The following is a 14637-nucleotide window of genomic DNA, read 5'->3' as shown; positions in this document are numbered from 1 at the left end:
GTGCGAAACAGGCAGGCTAGTATGAACAAACTAGGCTCGTATCTGTCCCCTCTTGGCAGCGTCTTGTGCCGACCTGATGTCTGGTTTTTGCCGCTTGGTTTCGTACTTTCTCTATCTATCCTCATTACCGCATCGCAGATTGATTGCCATGCGCGGATGGCGGTATGCGTAGAAGCGGATATTCCACCCCTCATGCGGGTGGATAACGTGGTTGCTGTAGTGTTGGAGTCGTAAATGAAGCAACAAGCCACCCAGATGATGTGGTTTTATGATCGGCAGCATGAACAATGGAGTCTGTCTGATCATGTCTCTTGCCAGCCCTGGCAGGGGGAGGGGGCTCACCCCTGGGCCAGGCAGCTGGCACAAGAGGATGAACCCGGTTTCGCCGATTTTCTCTCCAGACTCTATCACTCGCGCCAGCCAGGCCAGTTTATCGGTCACCTCAGCGATGAGAGTGGCGCCGTGCACCACGTGCTCTGGAGCGGTCAGTATGTGCCGGCCCAGCAGGTGTGCTGTGGCTGGCTGGCGCCGCTGGACGGCGTCCATGGCGCCGAGCTGCCTGACGGCCTCGCTCAGTCTTCCCACCCATTGCAAGATCCCCTGCTGACCCAGCTGGCACAGGCGCTCTCCGCCAAGACCGGCCTCGATTTTTGCAACACCCTGGTCAGCGAGCTCGCCCATATCCTGGGTGCGAATGCGGTATGGCTGACGGAGCGCGTGGGCCGGGATCGACTCAGGGTGCTGGCAGGCCACGGCATCGATCTCAAGGAATATGCGCTCGCCGACATGCCCTGTCAGCGCCTCTACCGGCAGGATGCCATCGCAGTGGCCCCCATCAGCGAGCCCCTGACGGGCTGCACCAGCCTGCCCCCGGGCCAGCACTATTACGCGCAGCCGCTGCTCGATCGCAGTGGCCAGACCCTGGGTCATCTCGCATTGCTGTTCCCGAGCCAGACCCAGATCGCGAACCTGGGATCCGTGCTGACCATCTTCTCGGTGCGCATGGTGGCCGAGCTGGAACGGCTGCAGAGCGATGCGCAGATGCGCCTGTCGGCGGTGGCGTTCGAAACTCATGAAGGGATCATCATCACCGATCCCGACTTCAAGATCCTGCGGGTCAACAACGCCTTCAGCCAGATCACCGGCTTTGACAACCAGGGGGTGATAGGCCGCTACCTTGGCAATGACCTCTGGTCCGGGCTGGGGGGGCTTAGCTATGAGTTCAATGGCCTCGACCGCTGGCAGGGGGAGACCCTGCGGCTGCACGCCGACGGTCATGGCTATCCCCAGTGGGAAATCGTCACGCCGGTGCAGGATGACAAGGGGGGCATCAGTCACTACGTCATCTTCTTTGAAGACATTTCGGAGCGCAAGGCGGCGGAGCGCCGCATCCAGGATCTCGCCTATTACGATGAGCTGACCGGCCTGCCCAATCGTCGCCAGCTCCATGAGACCCTGGCCCAGGCGTTCGTGGAGGCGAGCCGTGAGCACCTGATCGGCGCCCTGCTGTTCATCGATCTCGATCACTTCAAGACCATCAACGACTCTCTCGGCCACGCCACCGGCGACTGGCTGCTCAAAGAGGTGGCCAGCCGCCTCAAGCGGCTGGTGCGCCAGGGGGATTGCCTGGCGCGGCTCGGCGGCGACGAGTTCGTGTTGCTGCTGCCTTCCCTCTCCATCAGCCCTCCCCAGGCGGAGATGCAGGCCGACCTCATCGCCGAGCGGCTTATCGGCGAGATTGCCGCGCCCTACAGCCATGGTGGCCAGGTGCTGCACATCGGCGCCAGCGTCGGCATTACCCTGTTCCCCGGGCGGGAGCAGGAGGCGGGGGATCTGCTCAAGCAGGCGGACACCGCCATGTATCAGGCGAAGTCGGCGGGCCGCAAGACTCGGCGCTTCTTCGATGCCTCCATGCAGCTGCAGGCCGATCGCCGTCTGCTCATTCACAACGAGCTGCGCAGCGCCCTCAACAATCAGGAGCTGACGCTCCACTATCAGCCCCAGCACATGGTGGAGGGGGGGGACATCATAGGGGTGGAGGCGCTGATCCGCTGGCAACCCCCTGGCCGCGCGCTGGTCTCCCCCGCCGAGTTCATCCCCATCGCCGAGGAGACGGATCTCATCGTCGACATCGGCAACTGGGTGCTGCACGAGGCGTGTGCCCAATATGTCTCCTGGGAGGAGAACGGGATCCACGTGCCCCAGCTGTCGGTCAATGTGAGTGCCAAGCAGTTCCATGCCCATGACTTCGTCGACTGCATTCACGACGTGCTGGCCGCCACCGGCATGGATCCCGCCTGCCTGAACCTGGAGATCACCGAGTCCGTGGTGCTCGGTCATGCGGAGGACACCATCAGCAAGATGGCCGAGCTCAAGACCCTCGGCATCAGCTTTGCCATCGACGACTTCGGCGCCGGTTACTCCTCCTTGAGCTACCTCAAGCGACTGCCGGCGGACGAGCTCAAGATAGATCGCTCCTTCATTCAGGACATCCCCAAGGATGGCGACAACATGGCCATCGTCGAGGCGGTGATCGCCATGGCCCGCCACATGGGCTTCAACGTGACGGCCGAGGGGGTCGAGTCGCGCCAGCAACTGGAGTTCCTGCAGGCGCAGGGTTGTCATTTCTTCCAGGGCTATCTCGCCTCCAAGCCGCTGCCTGTGCCCTATCTGGAGCGCTATATCAGCCGGCTGACACGCCACGACCGCAACCCCCAGACCGATAAAAATAGTGTGGCGTAGCCCCCATATTTAACGGGTAGAATGAAAGCCATGTCACCACCGCCAACGGGCGGTGGTTGTGCCTCTCAAGGGAGAACGCTATTCGTGAAAGCCGTCTGGGGAATCATCTTATCGGCGCTGTGCCTGCCTGGGCTGTTGCCGCAAGCTTCTGCTCAAACCATGGAGCAATCCCTCTATCGTCAGGCCTATGATGCGGTACGGGCGGACGATCAGGCCCGTTTCCAGCAGATCCGTGCCCGCTTGACCCATTATCCGCTGCTGCCCTATCTGGATTACTACCAGTTGGCGTTCCGACCGGGGGCGGCGGACTACGACGATGTGACCCGTTTTATCCGCCAGCACGGGGACACGCCCCAGTCCAACCGGCTGGAGCGCAGCTATCTCACCTACCTGGCCCAGAGCCAGCAGTGGTCCCAGTTCCTGCGCTTCTACCCGGCCAAGCCGAGCTCCACCGACTTGCTCTGCATGCACTATCAGGCGCGCTACTACACCGGACAGCGGACACAAGCCCTGAATGAAGCGGACAAGCTCTGGCTGAGCGGTCAATCCAGGCCCGATGCCTGCGATCCCCTGTTCCAGCTCTGGCAACAGGCCGGCCTGCGCACTCAGGATAAGATCTGGCAGCGGATGAAGCTGGCGTTCGAGGCGCAAAATCCCGACCTCATCCGTCACCTCGGCGCCCAGCTGAGCGGCAACCTGAAACCCTACGGGGATCAGATGATCGCCCTGTTCGATCAACCCGCCAGGGCGATGAACCCGGCCAACTTCACGGCGGCGCCCCAATCCAGACACCTGCTCGCCCTGGGGCTGGCCCGCTACGCCAATCAGGAGCCCGAGGCCGTGTTGCGCCAGTTGGGCGAGATGAAGCGTCGCTTCGGTCTGAATCAGACCGAGGTGGCGGCCGTGGAGCGGGCCGCCGCCCGTCGTCTGCTGCTGGACAGATCCACTGCCCAGCGCGGCTGGCTGGATGGGACCCTGGCGCGCAGCAAGGATGCCGAGCTGCTGGAGCTGCGGGCGCGGCTCGCCATCTGGGAAGAGGATTGGCGTGGGCTCGACGGCTGGGTCAAGAAGATGCCGATGGCGCTGCAGAAGGAAGATCGCTGGCGTTACTGGCTCGCTCGCTCCCTCGAGGTGAAGGGCCAGCAGAAGACGGCGCGGGATCTCTATCTCGAGACCGCCAACCTGCGCGGCTTCTATGGCTTCATGGCGGCCCAGCGCACCGGCGTGCCTTATCGCATCAAGAACCAGAGCTCGGCGCACAAGGTGCCGGACTGGCGCACGGCGAGCAGCCGCTGGCCCTTCCTGCTGCGGGTGCGCGAGCTGCTGGACATGAACGAGATCACGGCGGCACGCTCTGAGTGGATCCACAACATGGATCGCAACCCGGTGGCCCAACGCCTCGAGTTTGGTCACATCGCCCTCAATCAGGGCTGGCATGAGCTGGCGATCCTCTCCAGCATCCGGGCCGAGGCCTGGGACGCGCTCGACTTGCGCTTCCCGCTGCCCCTCAAGCGCACCTTCTCCCAGATGGCGCAGGAGCGCACCATGAACACCAGCCTGCTCTACGCCATCTCCCGTCAGGAGAGTGCCCTCTATCCGCTGGCGCAGTCGCCGGTCGGGGCGCGTGGCCTGATGCAGCTGATGCCGGCGACCGCCAAGGAGACGGCCGCCAAGCTGGGAGTGCCCTATCGCAACGAGCAGCAGCTGTTCGATCCGGCCATGAACATCCGGCTCGGCAGCGCCTACCTCAAGCGCTTGCTGGATGTGTATGACGGCAACCGGATCCTGGCGGCGGCGGCCTATAACGCGGGCCCCGGCCGGGTCAAACGCTGGCGCGATCAGAGCGAGAACAAGCCGATGGATGTCTGGGTGGAGAGCATTCCCTATCGGGAGACGCGCAACTACGTCCAGAACGTACTCTCCTTCGATCTCATCTATCAGCACAAGCTGCAGCAGCCGCTGCGTTTCATGTCGGAACGCGAGCTGAATCACGCCTACTGAGAATGGGAGGCAATCGTCGTGGCGGTTGCCTCCCTTTCTTGCCTCAAAATGGTTATCATCCCTTAAGCTTTGTTACAAAAGGAAACCTGCCAGGTGATCGGGCACCGCGTCTTGGGCTGGCAGGTTCGATACAATAGCTCGATCAACACAGACAGGTTTCTCCAACAAAGGAATTGAGAGTGGCAACGATCAAAGATGTGTCTCAGCTGGCGAATGTGTCCATTTCGACGGTGTCGCGAGTCATCAACAACACGGCGCAGGTCGCCCCCGAGAAGCGCGAGGCTGTCCTCGCGGCCATGAAAGAGTTGAGTTTCCGTCCCAACAGCTTTGCCCAGGCCCTGGTGAGCAAACGCTCCAATTGCATCGGCGTGCTGGTGGGGGATCTCTGTGGTGGTCCCTTCTTCGCCCAGATGATGCGCGGCATCGAGAGCATGGTCGACAAGGCGAACAAATTCACCATAGTGGTATCCGGCAATCATGATGCGACCCGCGAGCGTCACGCCATCCAGGCGCTGCTGCAGCGTCAGTGCGACGCCCTGATCCTGCACAGCAAGGCGCTGCCGGATGCCGAACTGATCGAGCTGGCGACGGGTTCTACCCCCATCGTTTTCATCAACCGTCAGGTGCCGGGTTGCGAGGATCGCTGCGTCTGGCTGGACAATCAGGCGGGCATCACCACCGCCTGTCAGCACCTGCTGGATGCGGGACATCGCAAGATTGCCTTCGTTACCTCGGATGACGAAGAGTTCGTCGACGGTCAGCAACGCATGGCGGGTTACCGGGTCGCGCTGCAGCGCGCCGGCATCGAGCTGGATCAGGCCCTGATCGGTCGCGCCTATGCCGACGAGAAGGGTGGCTACGTGGCCATGGGCGAGTTGCTGGAGCGCGGGGTCGAATTCAGCGCCGTGCTGGGCTTCAACGACGCCATGGTGGCGGGGGCCATCTCCTGCCTGCTGGAGCGAGGCTACAAGATTCCGCAGCAGGTGTCGGTGGTCGGCTTTGACGACATCCCCTATGCCCGTTACATCTACCCCAAGCTCACCACCGTGCGCTACCCCATCGAGGAGATGGGCGAGCGGGCCGCGGAGCTGGCCTTGCGGTTGCTGGATCACAAGCCGGTCGACGGCCTGGCCCTCAAATTCGAGGCCGAATTGGTTCGCCGGGAGTCCGTGGCCTGAGTCATTTATTGGCCCTGAACGGGCCAATAAATACGCAAAGTATTGAAAGCGCTTTCAGAAATCCTTTTCAACTGTGATCCGCTTCAAAGCTTTTTGGCTGCGCTGCCACTAGGATAGGCCCACGAATTAGGAGCGTGCGCTCCCGATTTTCCCGCTGTGGGAGGTAACTGGTTAATCCAGCTATTTCCTTCGTTACTTTCGACGGTCATCATGGATGGCCGTTTTTTTTTGCCAGGATTTTACCGATGACAGTCGAGAGTGAATATCAGACGGGAATAGTGGGAGCCGGCTGGCTGGGATTGCCGCTGGCGAAGGCGCTGCAGGCGCAAGGCCAATCGGTCGCGGTGACGGTCAGCTCGGGCGAGAAGGCCGCGCGCCTGACGGCCGAGGGGGTGCCGGCCTGGCCGCTGCAGCTGTCGGCTCAGCTGGACGCCTTGCCGTTTCGCTGCCGCGAGCTGGTTGTCTGCGTGCCGCCGAGCAAGACCGAGGATTATCCGGCCGCGGTGGCGCGGCTCTGCCTATTGGCCAGGGCGGCGGGCACGCAAAAGGTGCTGTTTATCAGCGCCACCTCGGTGTGGGCAACCGGGCAGGGGGAGGAGGAAGTCCCTCGGCCGGCTCATGCCAGGGGAGAGCGGATGCTGGCCGCCGAGCAGGCAGTGCAGGGGGCAGGCTTCGGATCTGCCATGGTGCTGCGCCCCGCCGGCCTCTATGGCCCGGATCGCCATCCCGGCCGTTTCCTCGCGGGCAAGACGCTGGCGGGGGGCGCTCAAGCGGTGAACCTGGTGCACCTGGACGACGTAGTGAGCGCCTGTCAGCTGATGCTGATGCAAGGGCAGGATGGGGATGCCTACAACCTGAGTGCCCCGGTACACCCCAGACGCGAGCAGCTCTACCCGTTTGCATCCCGCCTGCTCGGGTTGGCGCCGCCTGTCTTCACCGAACCGGCCGGCGACTTTGCACCGATCGAGGGGCAACTGATCTGCCAGCGGCTCGGCTTTGCCTATCGCTGGCCGGATCCGGCCCACTGGTTTGCCGATCAGGCAGCACAATCAGATTGAAACAGGATAGGGCTCAATATTATCTGCTGCGCCCCCTCTCAGGGGCGTGCGGGCAATTGAGGTTTGCCAAGGCCGGGATCGCCCCCTATCATGCCGCCATTCTTATCCTGAAGTGCGGTCAGCTGGCGCTCGATACCCGGCCATGCCTTTATAGGCGCGGGGGCTTGCCGTCTGACCACCACTTCGTACCTGTCATAGAGAGTCGTAATGATGGTCGATACCAAGCGTCACCCCGATGGGGAACTGCTGCTGAGAACCCTGGCAATGCCAGCCGATACCAACCCCAATGGTGATATCTTCGGGGGCTGGATCATGTCCCAGATGGATATAGGGGGGGGCATCATGGCCAAGGAGCTGGCAAAGGGACGCATCTGTACCGTCTCGGTCGAAGGCATGACCTTCCACAGTCCGGTCAAGGTGGGTGATGTGGTGTGTTGCTATGGCCGTTGCCTGAAGATCGGGCGCAGCTCCATGCGCCTCAAGCTGGAAGTCTGGGTCAAGCCGGTGCTGCGGGAGAATGAAGCCCAGCGTTACTGCGTGACCGAAGGGGTCTTCACTTACGTTGCCATCGACGATCAGGGCAAATCCCGCCCCGTCCCGGTCTGATCCTGCTCAGATGATCCGGGCGCTGATGATGGATATTTCCTGCTCAAGCCCGGTTTTTTGCCGTATCATGCGCTCCAGCATCTCTTCCGAGCCAACGCATTGCGTGGCGTCAAACAGGCAGAGATCGCACTGGGGATCCCGCCTGATCTGGTAGACGGTGGAGAGCTCCACTTGATGACAAGTTCCTTGTTGATCATAAAATGTCACGCGGTACTGGTGCTGTCTCGCCATTGCGGGATCCCTCATGGATGAGTCGGGCCGGACACGAATAATGAGACTAGTCGGCGACCATGACACTTGTGTCGTTCATGGCCGGTTGCAGAGGCAGGTGATTGTTAGCCAATGAAAAATAGTTATCGGATTCTGGGGACTTCCCTGCTGACGCTGGGACTGGTTGGTTGTTTCGAGGTGCCTGATCAGGATCATCTGGTCACGGCGGCAGGCATAGTGCCCGGCGTCAATTGCCAGAAACCGCCGCTGGTGGCGCTGGCATCCACCGCCTTGCCCCGCGAGTTCGGCATCACCGTCTGGAATCTCTACAAGGGTCAGCGTAAAAACTGGCGCGAGGGGCTGGATGAGTACGCCAAGTCTCAGGATCTGGTGCTGCTGCAGGAGTCGGTCACTCGTCCCGAGATGCTGGACTGGCTCAAGAGCGGCGACTTCCAGTGGCAGCAACTGCAAGCCTTTACCCAGGGCGGGATGTCCTTTGGTGTCATGACGGTGGCCAAGACGCCACAGGCGTTCGTCTGCGGTGTGCGCTCACCCGAGCCGTTGCTGCGCATTCCCAAGTCCGGTCTGGTGAGCCTGTATCCACTGCAGGGGGATCCGGACGGTGTGCTGGTGGTCAACCTGCACGCGGTCAACTTCGAACTAGGGATGGCGACCTTTCGCGAGCAGATCAACGATCTGACTGCGTTGATCCACCGTCATCAGGGCCCGGTCATCCTGGCGGGGGATTTCAATACCTGGAGCGACAAACGGGAATTCTGGTTGAACAAGCTGGTGGGAGAGCTCGGCCTGCAGGAAGCCATCCCGGTGCCTGACTTGCGCCGCACCGCCTTCGGTCGCCCGCTCGATCACCTCTACTATCGCAACCTGGATCTGGTGGAGGTGAGCTCACCCGCCACCGATGCCTCGGATCACAATCCCATCATGGCGCGTTTCGCTGCCCAGACTATTACTCCCTGATCAGAACCAGATGGCAGGCAAAAAAATACCCCGCACCAGGCGGGGTATTTTTTATCTGGTCTCAGCCATCAGCTGTTGTTCTTCACGAACAGGGTCAGCTCCTGACCCGGCTTGAGGGCGTCGCTCTTGCCGATCTGATTCCAGCGCATCACGTCGTTGACGGCGACCTGGAAGCGGGCGGCGATGGAGGAGAGGGAGTCTCCACGACGCACCTGATAGACCATGGACTTGTTGCTGCCCTTGCCCTGCTTGGGCCAGACCACCAGTTTCATGCCAGGTTTGAGGGCCGACTTGGCATTCAATCCGTTCCACTTGGCCAGATCGGTGTGTGCCACACCGTGCGCCTGGCTGATGCTCCACAGGTTGTCGCCGGAGCGCACTCGATAGTTCACCTTGTTGCCACTACGGCTGGCCAGTTGCTGCGGCTTGCTCTGGGCTACTGTGCTCGACTTGCCGCCGTTGGGGATCACCAGAGTCTGGCCACGACGCAGGTTGGTGCCACGCAGGTTGTTGGCCAGCTTGAGCTGCTGCACGCTCACCCCGTGGTTCTGGGCGATGCGGGACAGGGTATCGCCGCTGGTGACCTGATAGGAGTGCACGCCACGGGTGCGTTCACGCTTGGGCAGATCGGCCAGCGCCAGCTCCAGGGTGTCGGCATACTCGACAGGCACCAGCAGGTTGTAAGGTCCCTGCGGCGACGTCATGCCACGCTTGAGCGCGGGATTGAGTGCCTTGAGCTGGGATGCGGACACCCCCGCCAACTGGGCCGCCACGTTAAGATCGATCTGACCACCGGTGTTGATGGTCCGCAGCTGAGGCTTGTTGGCCAGCATCGGCAGGGGAACATTGTATTGATCCGCGTTGCGGATCAGGTCCGCCATGGCCAGGATCTTGGGCACATACATCCGGGTCTCGCGGGGCAAGTCCAGCGACCAGTAGTCGGTCGGTCGACCGGCCTTCTGGTTGCGGATGATGGCGTTGCGCACCCGTCCTTCGCCGGCATTGTAGGCGGCCAGGGTCTGCAACCAGTCACCGTCGAAGAAGCGGTTCAGGTATTCCAGATAATCCAGCGCCGCATTGGTGGACGCAATCACATCGCGACGGCCGTCATACCAGTTGTCGTGGCGCAGGCCGAAGTTTCTGCCGGTGGCAGGCACAAATTGCCAAAGACCGACCGCATTGCTGCGGGAGCGGGCATTGGGATCGAAGGTGCTCTCGATCATGGGGATGGTAATAAGCTCCATTGGCAGCTCACGCCGTTCGATTTCCTCTACCATCAGATACAGGTAGGGCTCAGCCCGGCTGGCAATGGTCGCCATATGCTTATCATTACGCAGTAACCAATCACGCTGTTGGCGGACTCGGGCATTATCATGCGAGTCCAGCTGCATATCATCGCTGATACGCACCCACAGGTTATCAGTGTCATCCATCTCTTCCAGCTGTTCATCACCGAACAGCATGCGCGAAGAGTGTTTTTTGTACGTTTTCTTGCTGACTTGGGGGGATTTGATCGGCTCGATTGCCGTTATCGCCCGGTCATCCTGATGGCTCAGGTTTTGACAGCCGCTGAGAAACAGCGCTGCCAATAAGGCCGTTCGTAGCTTCATCTCGCTCAGGTCATCTATTGAAAAACAGCTCGCATCATAAGGGGCAATAGCCCCCTGATCAAGGTTTGTTCAAAAAACGTCCTTCCAGCCCCGCAGCACGGCGAAGGTATCCTCTGGATTTTCCAAGCATTTCAGGGCGTATTTCTCAGCAGAAAATCGCACGGAATCCTGCTCGCAGCGTATGAAAACGTTGAAATGCCGCTCATCCCCCAGGCGGGAGGGGAGACTCGGAAGACCCTGTTGGCGCAACTTGCTGATCACCCCGATCCGCTGCTGGATCGCCAGGTTGTCGGGTTCGACCGCGTGGGCGAAACGCAGGTTGGAGAGGGTGTATTCATGGGCGCAATAAAGGAGGGTGTCGTCGGGCAGGGCCGCGAGCCGCTGCAGCGAATCGTGCATCTGGGCCGGGGTCCCTTCGAACAGGCGACCGCAGCCGGCGGAGAAGAGGGTGTCGCCACAAAACAGCATGCCCTGACCGTGATAGGCGATATGGCCCAGGGTGTGGCCGGGCACATGGAGGACGTCCAGGCTCAGGCCATGCCAGTTGATCTGATCGCCATCCTCCAGCCACTGGCCGTGATGGTCCGGCATGGGATCCAGTTTCGGGCCATAGAGGCGGGCATGGGGGAAGTGCTGCAGCAGCGCGAGCACACCGCCCACGTGATCGCGATGGTGGTGGGTCAGCAGGATGGCGTCGAGCTCTAGCCCCAGGGCATCGAGCCGTTCCAGTACCGGTGCGGCCTCGCCCGGATCGACAACCAGGCAGTGATTCTCGTGTCGGATCAACCAGATGTAGTTGTCACTGAAGGCAGGAACTGTGATGACGCTATACATGAGTCGGCTTCTCTTTGTGTTCTCTTTATGGGAGGGATCTTATATAACAGAATGGCGTTTGAACCCCGGATTGGTCCCATTATGCAGCTGGCACGTAGCGAACAACAGATCGAGATCCCGACCAGCTGGTCGGCGCTGCCCATGGGGGATTGGGTGGCCGCCGAAATCCAGGAGCGGCTCGATAACTGGTGCCCGCACCTGTTTGGTTATCATCTGCTGAAAATTGGCGCCCTGAGCGCCGAGCTCTCCTGCGGTGGCTCCTCCATTCGCCACCAGATTGGGGTCGCCCCTGACGGCAGACCGCTGGATATCAAGGGCGATCCCCTGGCCTTGCCGGTGCGCACCGGCAGCGTGGATGCCTGTCTGCTTGCCCATTGCCTCGATTTCTCACCGGATCCCCATCAGGTGCTGCGTGAGGCCGAACGGGTGTTGACCGAGGATGGCTGGCTCATCGTCAGCGGCTATAACCCCGTCAGCCTGGTGGGGCTTGGCCATTATCTGCCGGTGTTGCGCCAGCGTCTGCCCTGGTCGGCACGCATGTTCACTCCGGTGCGGGTGACCGACTGGTTGCAGTTGCTGGGGTGCGAGGTGATGTTTGACGAGCGCTTCGGCTTTTCTTTCATGGGCAAGCAGAGCCGGATCGGCTGGTGGCGGGAGAGTCTGGGGCGAGACTATTGCCGGCCCCTTGCCTCGGTCTACGTGATAGCCGCCCGCAAGCGGCGTTTCCCCATCACGCCGGTGCGCCGTCGCTGGCGCCTGCCAGAATCGATGGCGGCGCCGGGCATGGCGCGTCAGGGCTGGTAGCCAGTCTCAGCGGCTTCAAATAACCGGGAGGTGCAACACCTCAGGGTTGATAACCCGTGTCTTCGGCGAGCTGTTTGCCGCTGGCAGCGTCCCGGGCCAGTTCATCGCAGCGCTCGTTCTCCGGGTGGCCTGAGTGCCCCTTGACCCAGAGCCATTCGATCTGATGGCGGCTCGCCTCCGCATCCAGCGCCTGCCAGAGATCGACGTTCTTGACCGGCTGACGGTTCGAGGTCATCCAGCCCTTCTTTTTCCAGCCGATGATCCACTGGGTGATCCCCTGGCGCACATACTGGCTGTCGGTGGTGAGGCGGACCTGGCAGGGTTCGTTCAGGGTACGCAGTCCCATGATGGCGGCCATCAGCTCCATCCGGTTGTTGGTGGTCAGCCGATAGCCTCCCGCCAATTCCTTGCGGTGCTTGCCATAGACCATGACGGCGCCATAGCCACCGGGGCCCGGATTGCCGAGACAGGAACCATCCGTATATAAATCAATCTGTTTTTGCATGGTGCTTGAGGGTAAACTAGCGAGTAAAACCGAAGTTTGACATAGATTGGATCATGAACACACCCCAACTGAATCGCCAGATCATTCTGGATACTGAAACCACAGGTATGAACACGGCAGGCGGCCCCGTCTACCTCGGGCACCGCATCATCGAGATCGGCTGTGTGGAGGTGATCAACCGCAAACTGACCGGCAATCATTTCCATGTCTATATCAAGCCGGATCGACTGGTGGACCCCGAGGCCATCGCGGTGCACGGCATCACCGATGCCTTCCTGGTCGATAAACCAGCCTTTAGCCAGATAGCCGATGACTTCATCGAGTTCATCCGCGGCGCCGAGCTCATCGCCCACAACGCACCCTTCGACGTGGGCTTCATGGACTATGAGTTCAGCAAGCTTGGCCTGAGTTTCAAGACGGCGGATATCTGTGGCATCACGGATACCCTGGCGATGGCGCGGGATCTGTTCCCCGGCAAGCGCAACAACCTGGATGTGCTGTGCGATCGCTACGGCATCGACAACTCCCACCGTACCTTGCACGGTGCACTGCTCGATGCGGAGATCCTGGCCGACGTCTACCTGCTGATGACCGGTGGCCAGACCAAGCTCAATCTGGCCAACGAGAGCAGCGAGAACGACAGCAACCAGGACACCGGGATCCGCCGGCTGGAGAGCAATCGCCCGCCGCTCAAGGTGATCCGTGCCAGTGACGAGGTGGTGGCGACCCACGAGGGGCGGCTCGATCTGGTGCAGAAGAAGGGAGGCGCCTGCCTGTGGCGGCAATGAGCCCGTTCTGGAGCGGATTGCTGCTGGCGTCGCTGTCGCTCCCGATGGCGGGCATGGCCAACGAGGTGTTTGCCTCCTCCGACATCCCGCTGCTCGACAATCGCTTTCGCATCGATTACGGAGTGAAAGAGATCACCTTCATCATCAAACGCAAGCCGGGTACCCCCTCGGTGATCCTGGTGCAACCCGATGGCAGCAAGCTCTATGTGGGCAAGGTCACCCCGCCGGACGTAGGCTGGCTGGCGCAGCAGGATCAGGATCTCATCACGATTCGCAATCCCATGGCGGGCCCTTGGCAAGCCATCGGTGGAGTCGACCCCGACAACCGGGTGCGACTGTTGTCTGACATCCGGCTCGAGAGCGAGCCACTGCCGTCCCGACTCTATCAGGGGGAGCAGGTCAAGCTGCAATCCCGGCTGCTGATCGATGGGGCGGCGCCCGGCGCTGGCTATTACCTCTCCGATCTGGGCATGACGGTGAAGCTGCAGCAATTTGGTGATGCCGCCCAGGACGGGGATCCCCTGTTCGAGGAGACCCTTGGCCGCTATCTGGACGATGGCAAGGGGCTCGATGAGGTGCCGGGGGATGGCGTCATGACCACAGAGGCCGTGCTGGACGTTCCGGCAGGGAAGTATCGTGCCCTCTACAGCACAGGTAACCAGGTGTTCTCCCGTGCCCAGTCACAGCAGGTGCTGCTCTTCCCATGGCCGGTCAGTTACACCCTGACGGCGCCCTCCGGTGAATCGGGGGCCAAACTCGCTTTGCTCATCGATGCCGACGAGCTGGATCCGGCCTCGGTGGCCATCCAGGGCAAGGCCATCAACAGTACCGGCGAGAGCCTGGCGTTCAATGCGGTAGCGAGCGAGCCTAGCGTCAACATCGATCTCCCCACCCTCAAGGCGGTGGGGCAGTACAAGGTCGAGGTGACCCTGTTTGGCACGACCCGGCTCGGGCGAGAAATACGGCTGCAACTGCCGACCAAGTCGTTCAACATATTGCCGGTGCTGGCACCTCAGCCCTCGGCGGCCCCGGTCACCCCGGCGGTGATGCCGGCCGAGTCGCAACCTGAGCCGCAGGAGAGCAGCAGCTTGTTGCCCTGGATCTTGGGTGGCGGCGGTTTACTGTTGCTGCTGCTCGGTGCTGGCGGGTTTATTCTGCTGCAAAAGCGCCGGATCCTGCACAAGGCGATGGCGGCGCAAAAGGCACAGAGTGAGGTTGCACCGGCTCCCGCGCTGGATCTGAATCTGCCGGAGCAGTAGGCCAGCACCTGATGGTGAAAAAGCCGCCCAAGTGGGCGGCTTTTTCATGGCGAGCGAGCGGCAT

Annotated in this window: 14 protein-coding genes; 10 read left to right on the top strand and 4 right to left on the bottom strand. The window is 61.4% G+C overall.

The annotated features are described in order from the left end of the window. Positions 1 to 234 precede the first annotated feature (234 nt). The 5 genes from ACZ9IL_RS10640 to yciA all read left to right on the top strand — a co-directional run bounded on the left by ACZ9IL_RS10640 (position 235) and on the right by yciA (position 7585). Positions 235 to 2742 (top strand): putative bifunctional diguanylate cyclase/phosphodiesterase, encoded by a 2508-nt coding sequence (locus tag ACZ9IL_RS10640; RefSeq protein WP_476003489.1) that lies wholly within the window; start codon positions 235 to 237, stop codon positions 2740 to 2742. An 84-nt stretch (positions 2743 to 2826) separates the two neighbouring features. Beyond that, positions 2827 to 4743 (top strand): transglycosylase SLT domain-containing protein, encoded by a 1917-nt coding sequence (locus ACZ9IL_RS10635; RefSeq protein ID WP_476003488.1) that lies wholly within the window; start codon positions 2827 to 2829, stop codon positions 4741 to 4743. Positions 4744 to 4922: 179 nt separating this feature from the next. Further along, the gene (locus tag ACZ9IL_RS10630; RefSeq protein ID WP_476003487.1) at positions 4923 to 5921 is read left to right on the top strand and encodes a LacI family DNA-binding transcriptional regulator; all 999 of its coding nucleotides are present in this window, start codon (positions 4923 to 4925) and stop codon (positions 5919 to 5921) included. Positions 5922 to 6166: 245 nt separating this feature from the next. Then, positions 6167 to 6979, top strand: a complete 813-nt coding sequence (locus ACZ9IL_RS10625) for an NAD-dependent epimerase/dehydratase family protein (RefSeq protein WP_476003486.1) — start codon at positions 6167 to 6169, stop codon at positions 6977 to 6979. A gap of 207 nt (positions 6980 to 7186) precedes the next feature. Then, positions 7187 to 7585 (top strand): acyl-CoA thioester hydrolase YciA, encoded by a 399-nt coding sequence (gene yciA, locus ACZ9IL_RS10620; protein ID WP_241342917.1) that lies wholly within the window; start codon positions 7187 to 7189, stop codon positions 7583 to 7585. A gap of 6 nt (positions 7586 to 7591) precedes the next feature. Here yciA and ACZ9IL_RS10615 read toward each other — a convergent pair whose 3' ends face one another. Next, a complete protein-coding gene (locus tag ACZ9IL_RS10615; protein WP_042641934.1) occupies positions 7592 to 7816 on the bottom strand; it encodes a hypothetical protein in 225 nt (74 codons plus the stop codon). Positions 7817 to 7927: 111 nt separating this feature from the next. Here ACZ9IL_RS10615 and ACZ9IL_RS10610 point away from each other — a divergent pair, with 111 nt between their 5' ends. After that, a complete protein-coding gene (locus ACZ9IL_RS10610) occupies positions 7928 to 8773 on the top strand; it encodes an endonuclease/exonuclease/phosphatase family protein (protein ID WP_476003485.1) in 846 nt (281 codons plus the stop codon). Positions 8774 to 8841: 68 nt separating this feature from the next. Here ACZ9IL_RS10610 and ACZ9IL_RS10605 read toward each other — a convergent pair whose 3' ends face one another. Beyond that, positions 8842 to 10092: a lytic transglycosylase gene (locus ACZ9IL_RS10605; RefSeq protein WP_476003484.1), complete on the bottom strand. Its 1251-nt coding sequence runs from the start codon at positions 10090 to 10092 to the stop codon at positions 8842 to 8844. Between the two features lie 54 nt (positions 10093 to 10146). On the opposite strand from ACZ9IL_RS10605, the gene ACZ9IL_RS10600 reads away from it, so the two are divergent. After that, a complete protein-coding gene (locus ACZ9IL_RS10600) occupies positions 10147 to 10365 on the top strand; it encodes a hypothetical protein (RefSeq protein WP_476003483.1) in 219 nt (72 codons plus the stop codon). Positions 10366 to 10452: 87 nt separating this feature from the next. On the opposite strand, the gene gloB is transcribed toward ACZ9IL_RS10600, so the two are convergent. After that, entirely contained in the window at positions 10453 to 11217 is a 765-nt protein-coding gene (gene gloB, locus ACZ9IL_RS10595) for a hydroxyacylglutathione hydrolase (RefSeq protein WP_476003482.1), read from the bottom strand. 81 nt (positions 11218 to 11298) lie between these two features. Between gloB and ACZ9IL_RS10590 the strand changes: the two genes are divergently transcribed. Then, the gene (locus ACZ9IL_RS10590; protein WP_476003481.1) at positions 11299 to 12021 is read left to right on the top strand and encodes a class I SAM-dependent methyltransferase; all 723 of its coding nucleotides are present in this window, start codon (positions 11299 to 11301) and stop codon (positions 12019 to 12021) included. 40 nt (positions 12022 to 12061) lie between these two features. Here the strand turns inward: ACZ9IL_RS10590 and rnhA are convergent, their stop codons facing one another. Beyond that, positions 12062 to 12526 carry a ribonuclease HI gene (gene rnhA / locus ACZ9IL_RS10585; RefSeq protein ID WP_476003480.1) on the bottom strand — a complete coding sequence of 155 codons (465 nt, stop codon included), beginning with the start codon at positions 12524 to 12526 and terminating at the stop codon, positions 12062 to 12064. A gap of 53 nt (positions 12527 to 12579) precedes the next feature. Here rnhA and dnaQ point away from each other — a divergent pair, with 53 nt between their 5' ends. Next, positions 12580 to 13314, top strand: coding sequence for a DNA polymerase III subunit epsilon (gene dnaQ / locus ACZ9IL_RS10580; RefSeq protein ID WP_476003479.1), 735 nt, complete (start codon positions 12580 to 12582; stop codon positions 13312 to 13314). Continuing rightward, complete coding sequence (locus ACZ9IL_RS10575; RefSeq protein ID WP_476005342.1) at positions 13311 to 14573, top strand: TIGR03503 family protein; 1263 nt, start codon at positions 13311 to 13313, stop codon at positions 14571 to 14573. The genes dnaQ and ACZ9IL_RS10575 overlap by 4 nt, the downstream gene beginning before the upstream one ends. Positions 14574 to 14637 lie beyond the last annotated feature (64 nt).

The organism is Aeromonas sp. TECH754 (assembly GCF_056279295.1).
The sequence above is the reverse complement of the archived record's forward strand: the minus strand, read 5'-3'. Positions and strand labels throughout refer to the sequence as shown.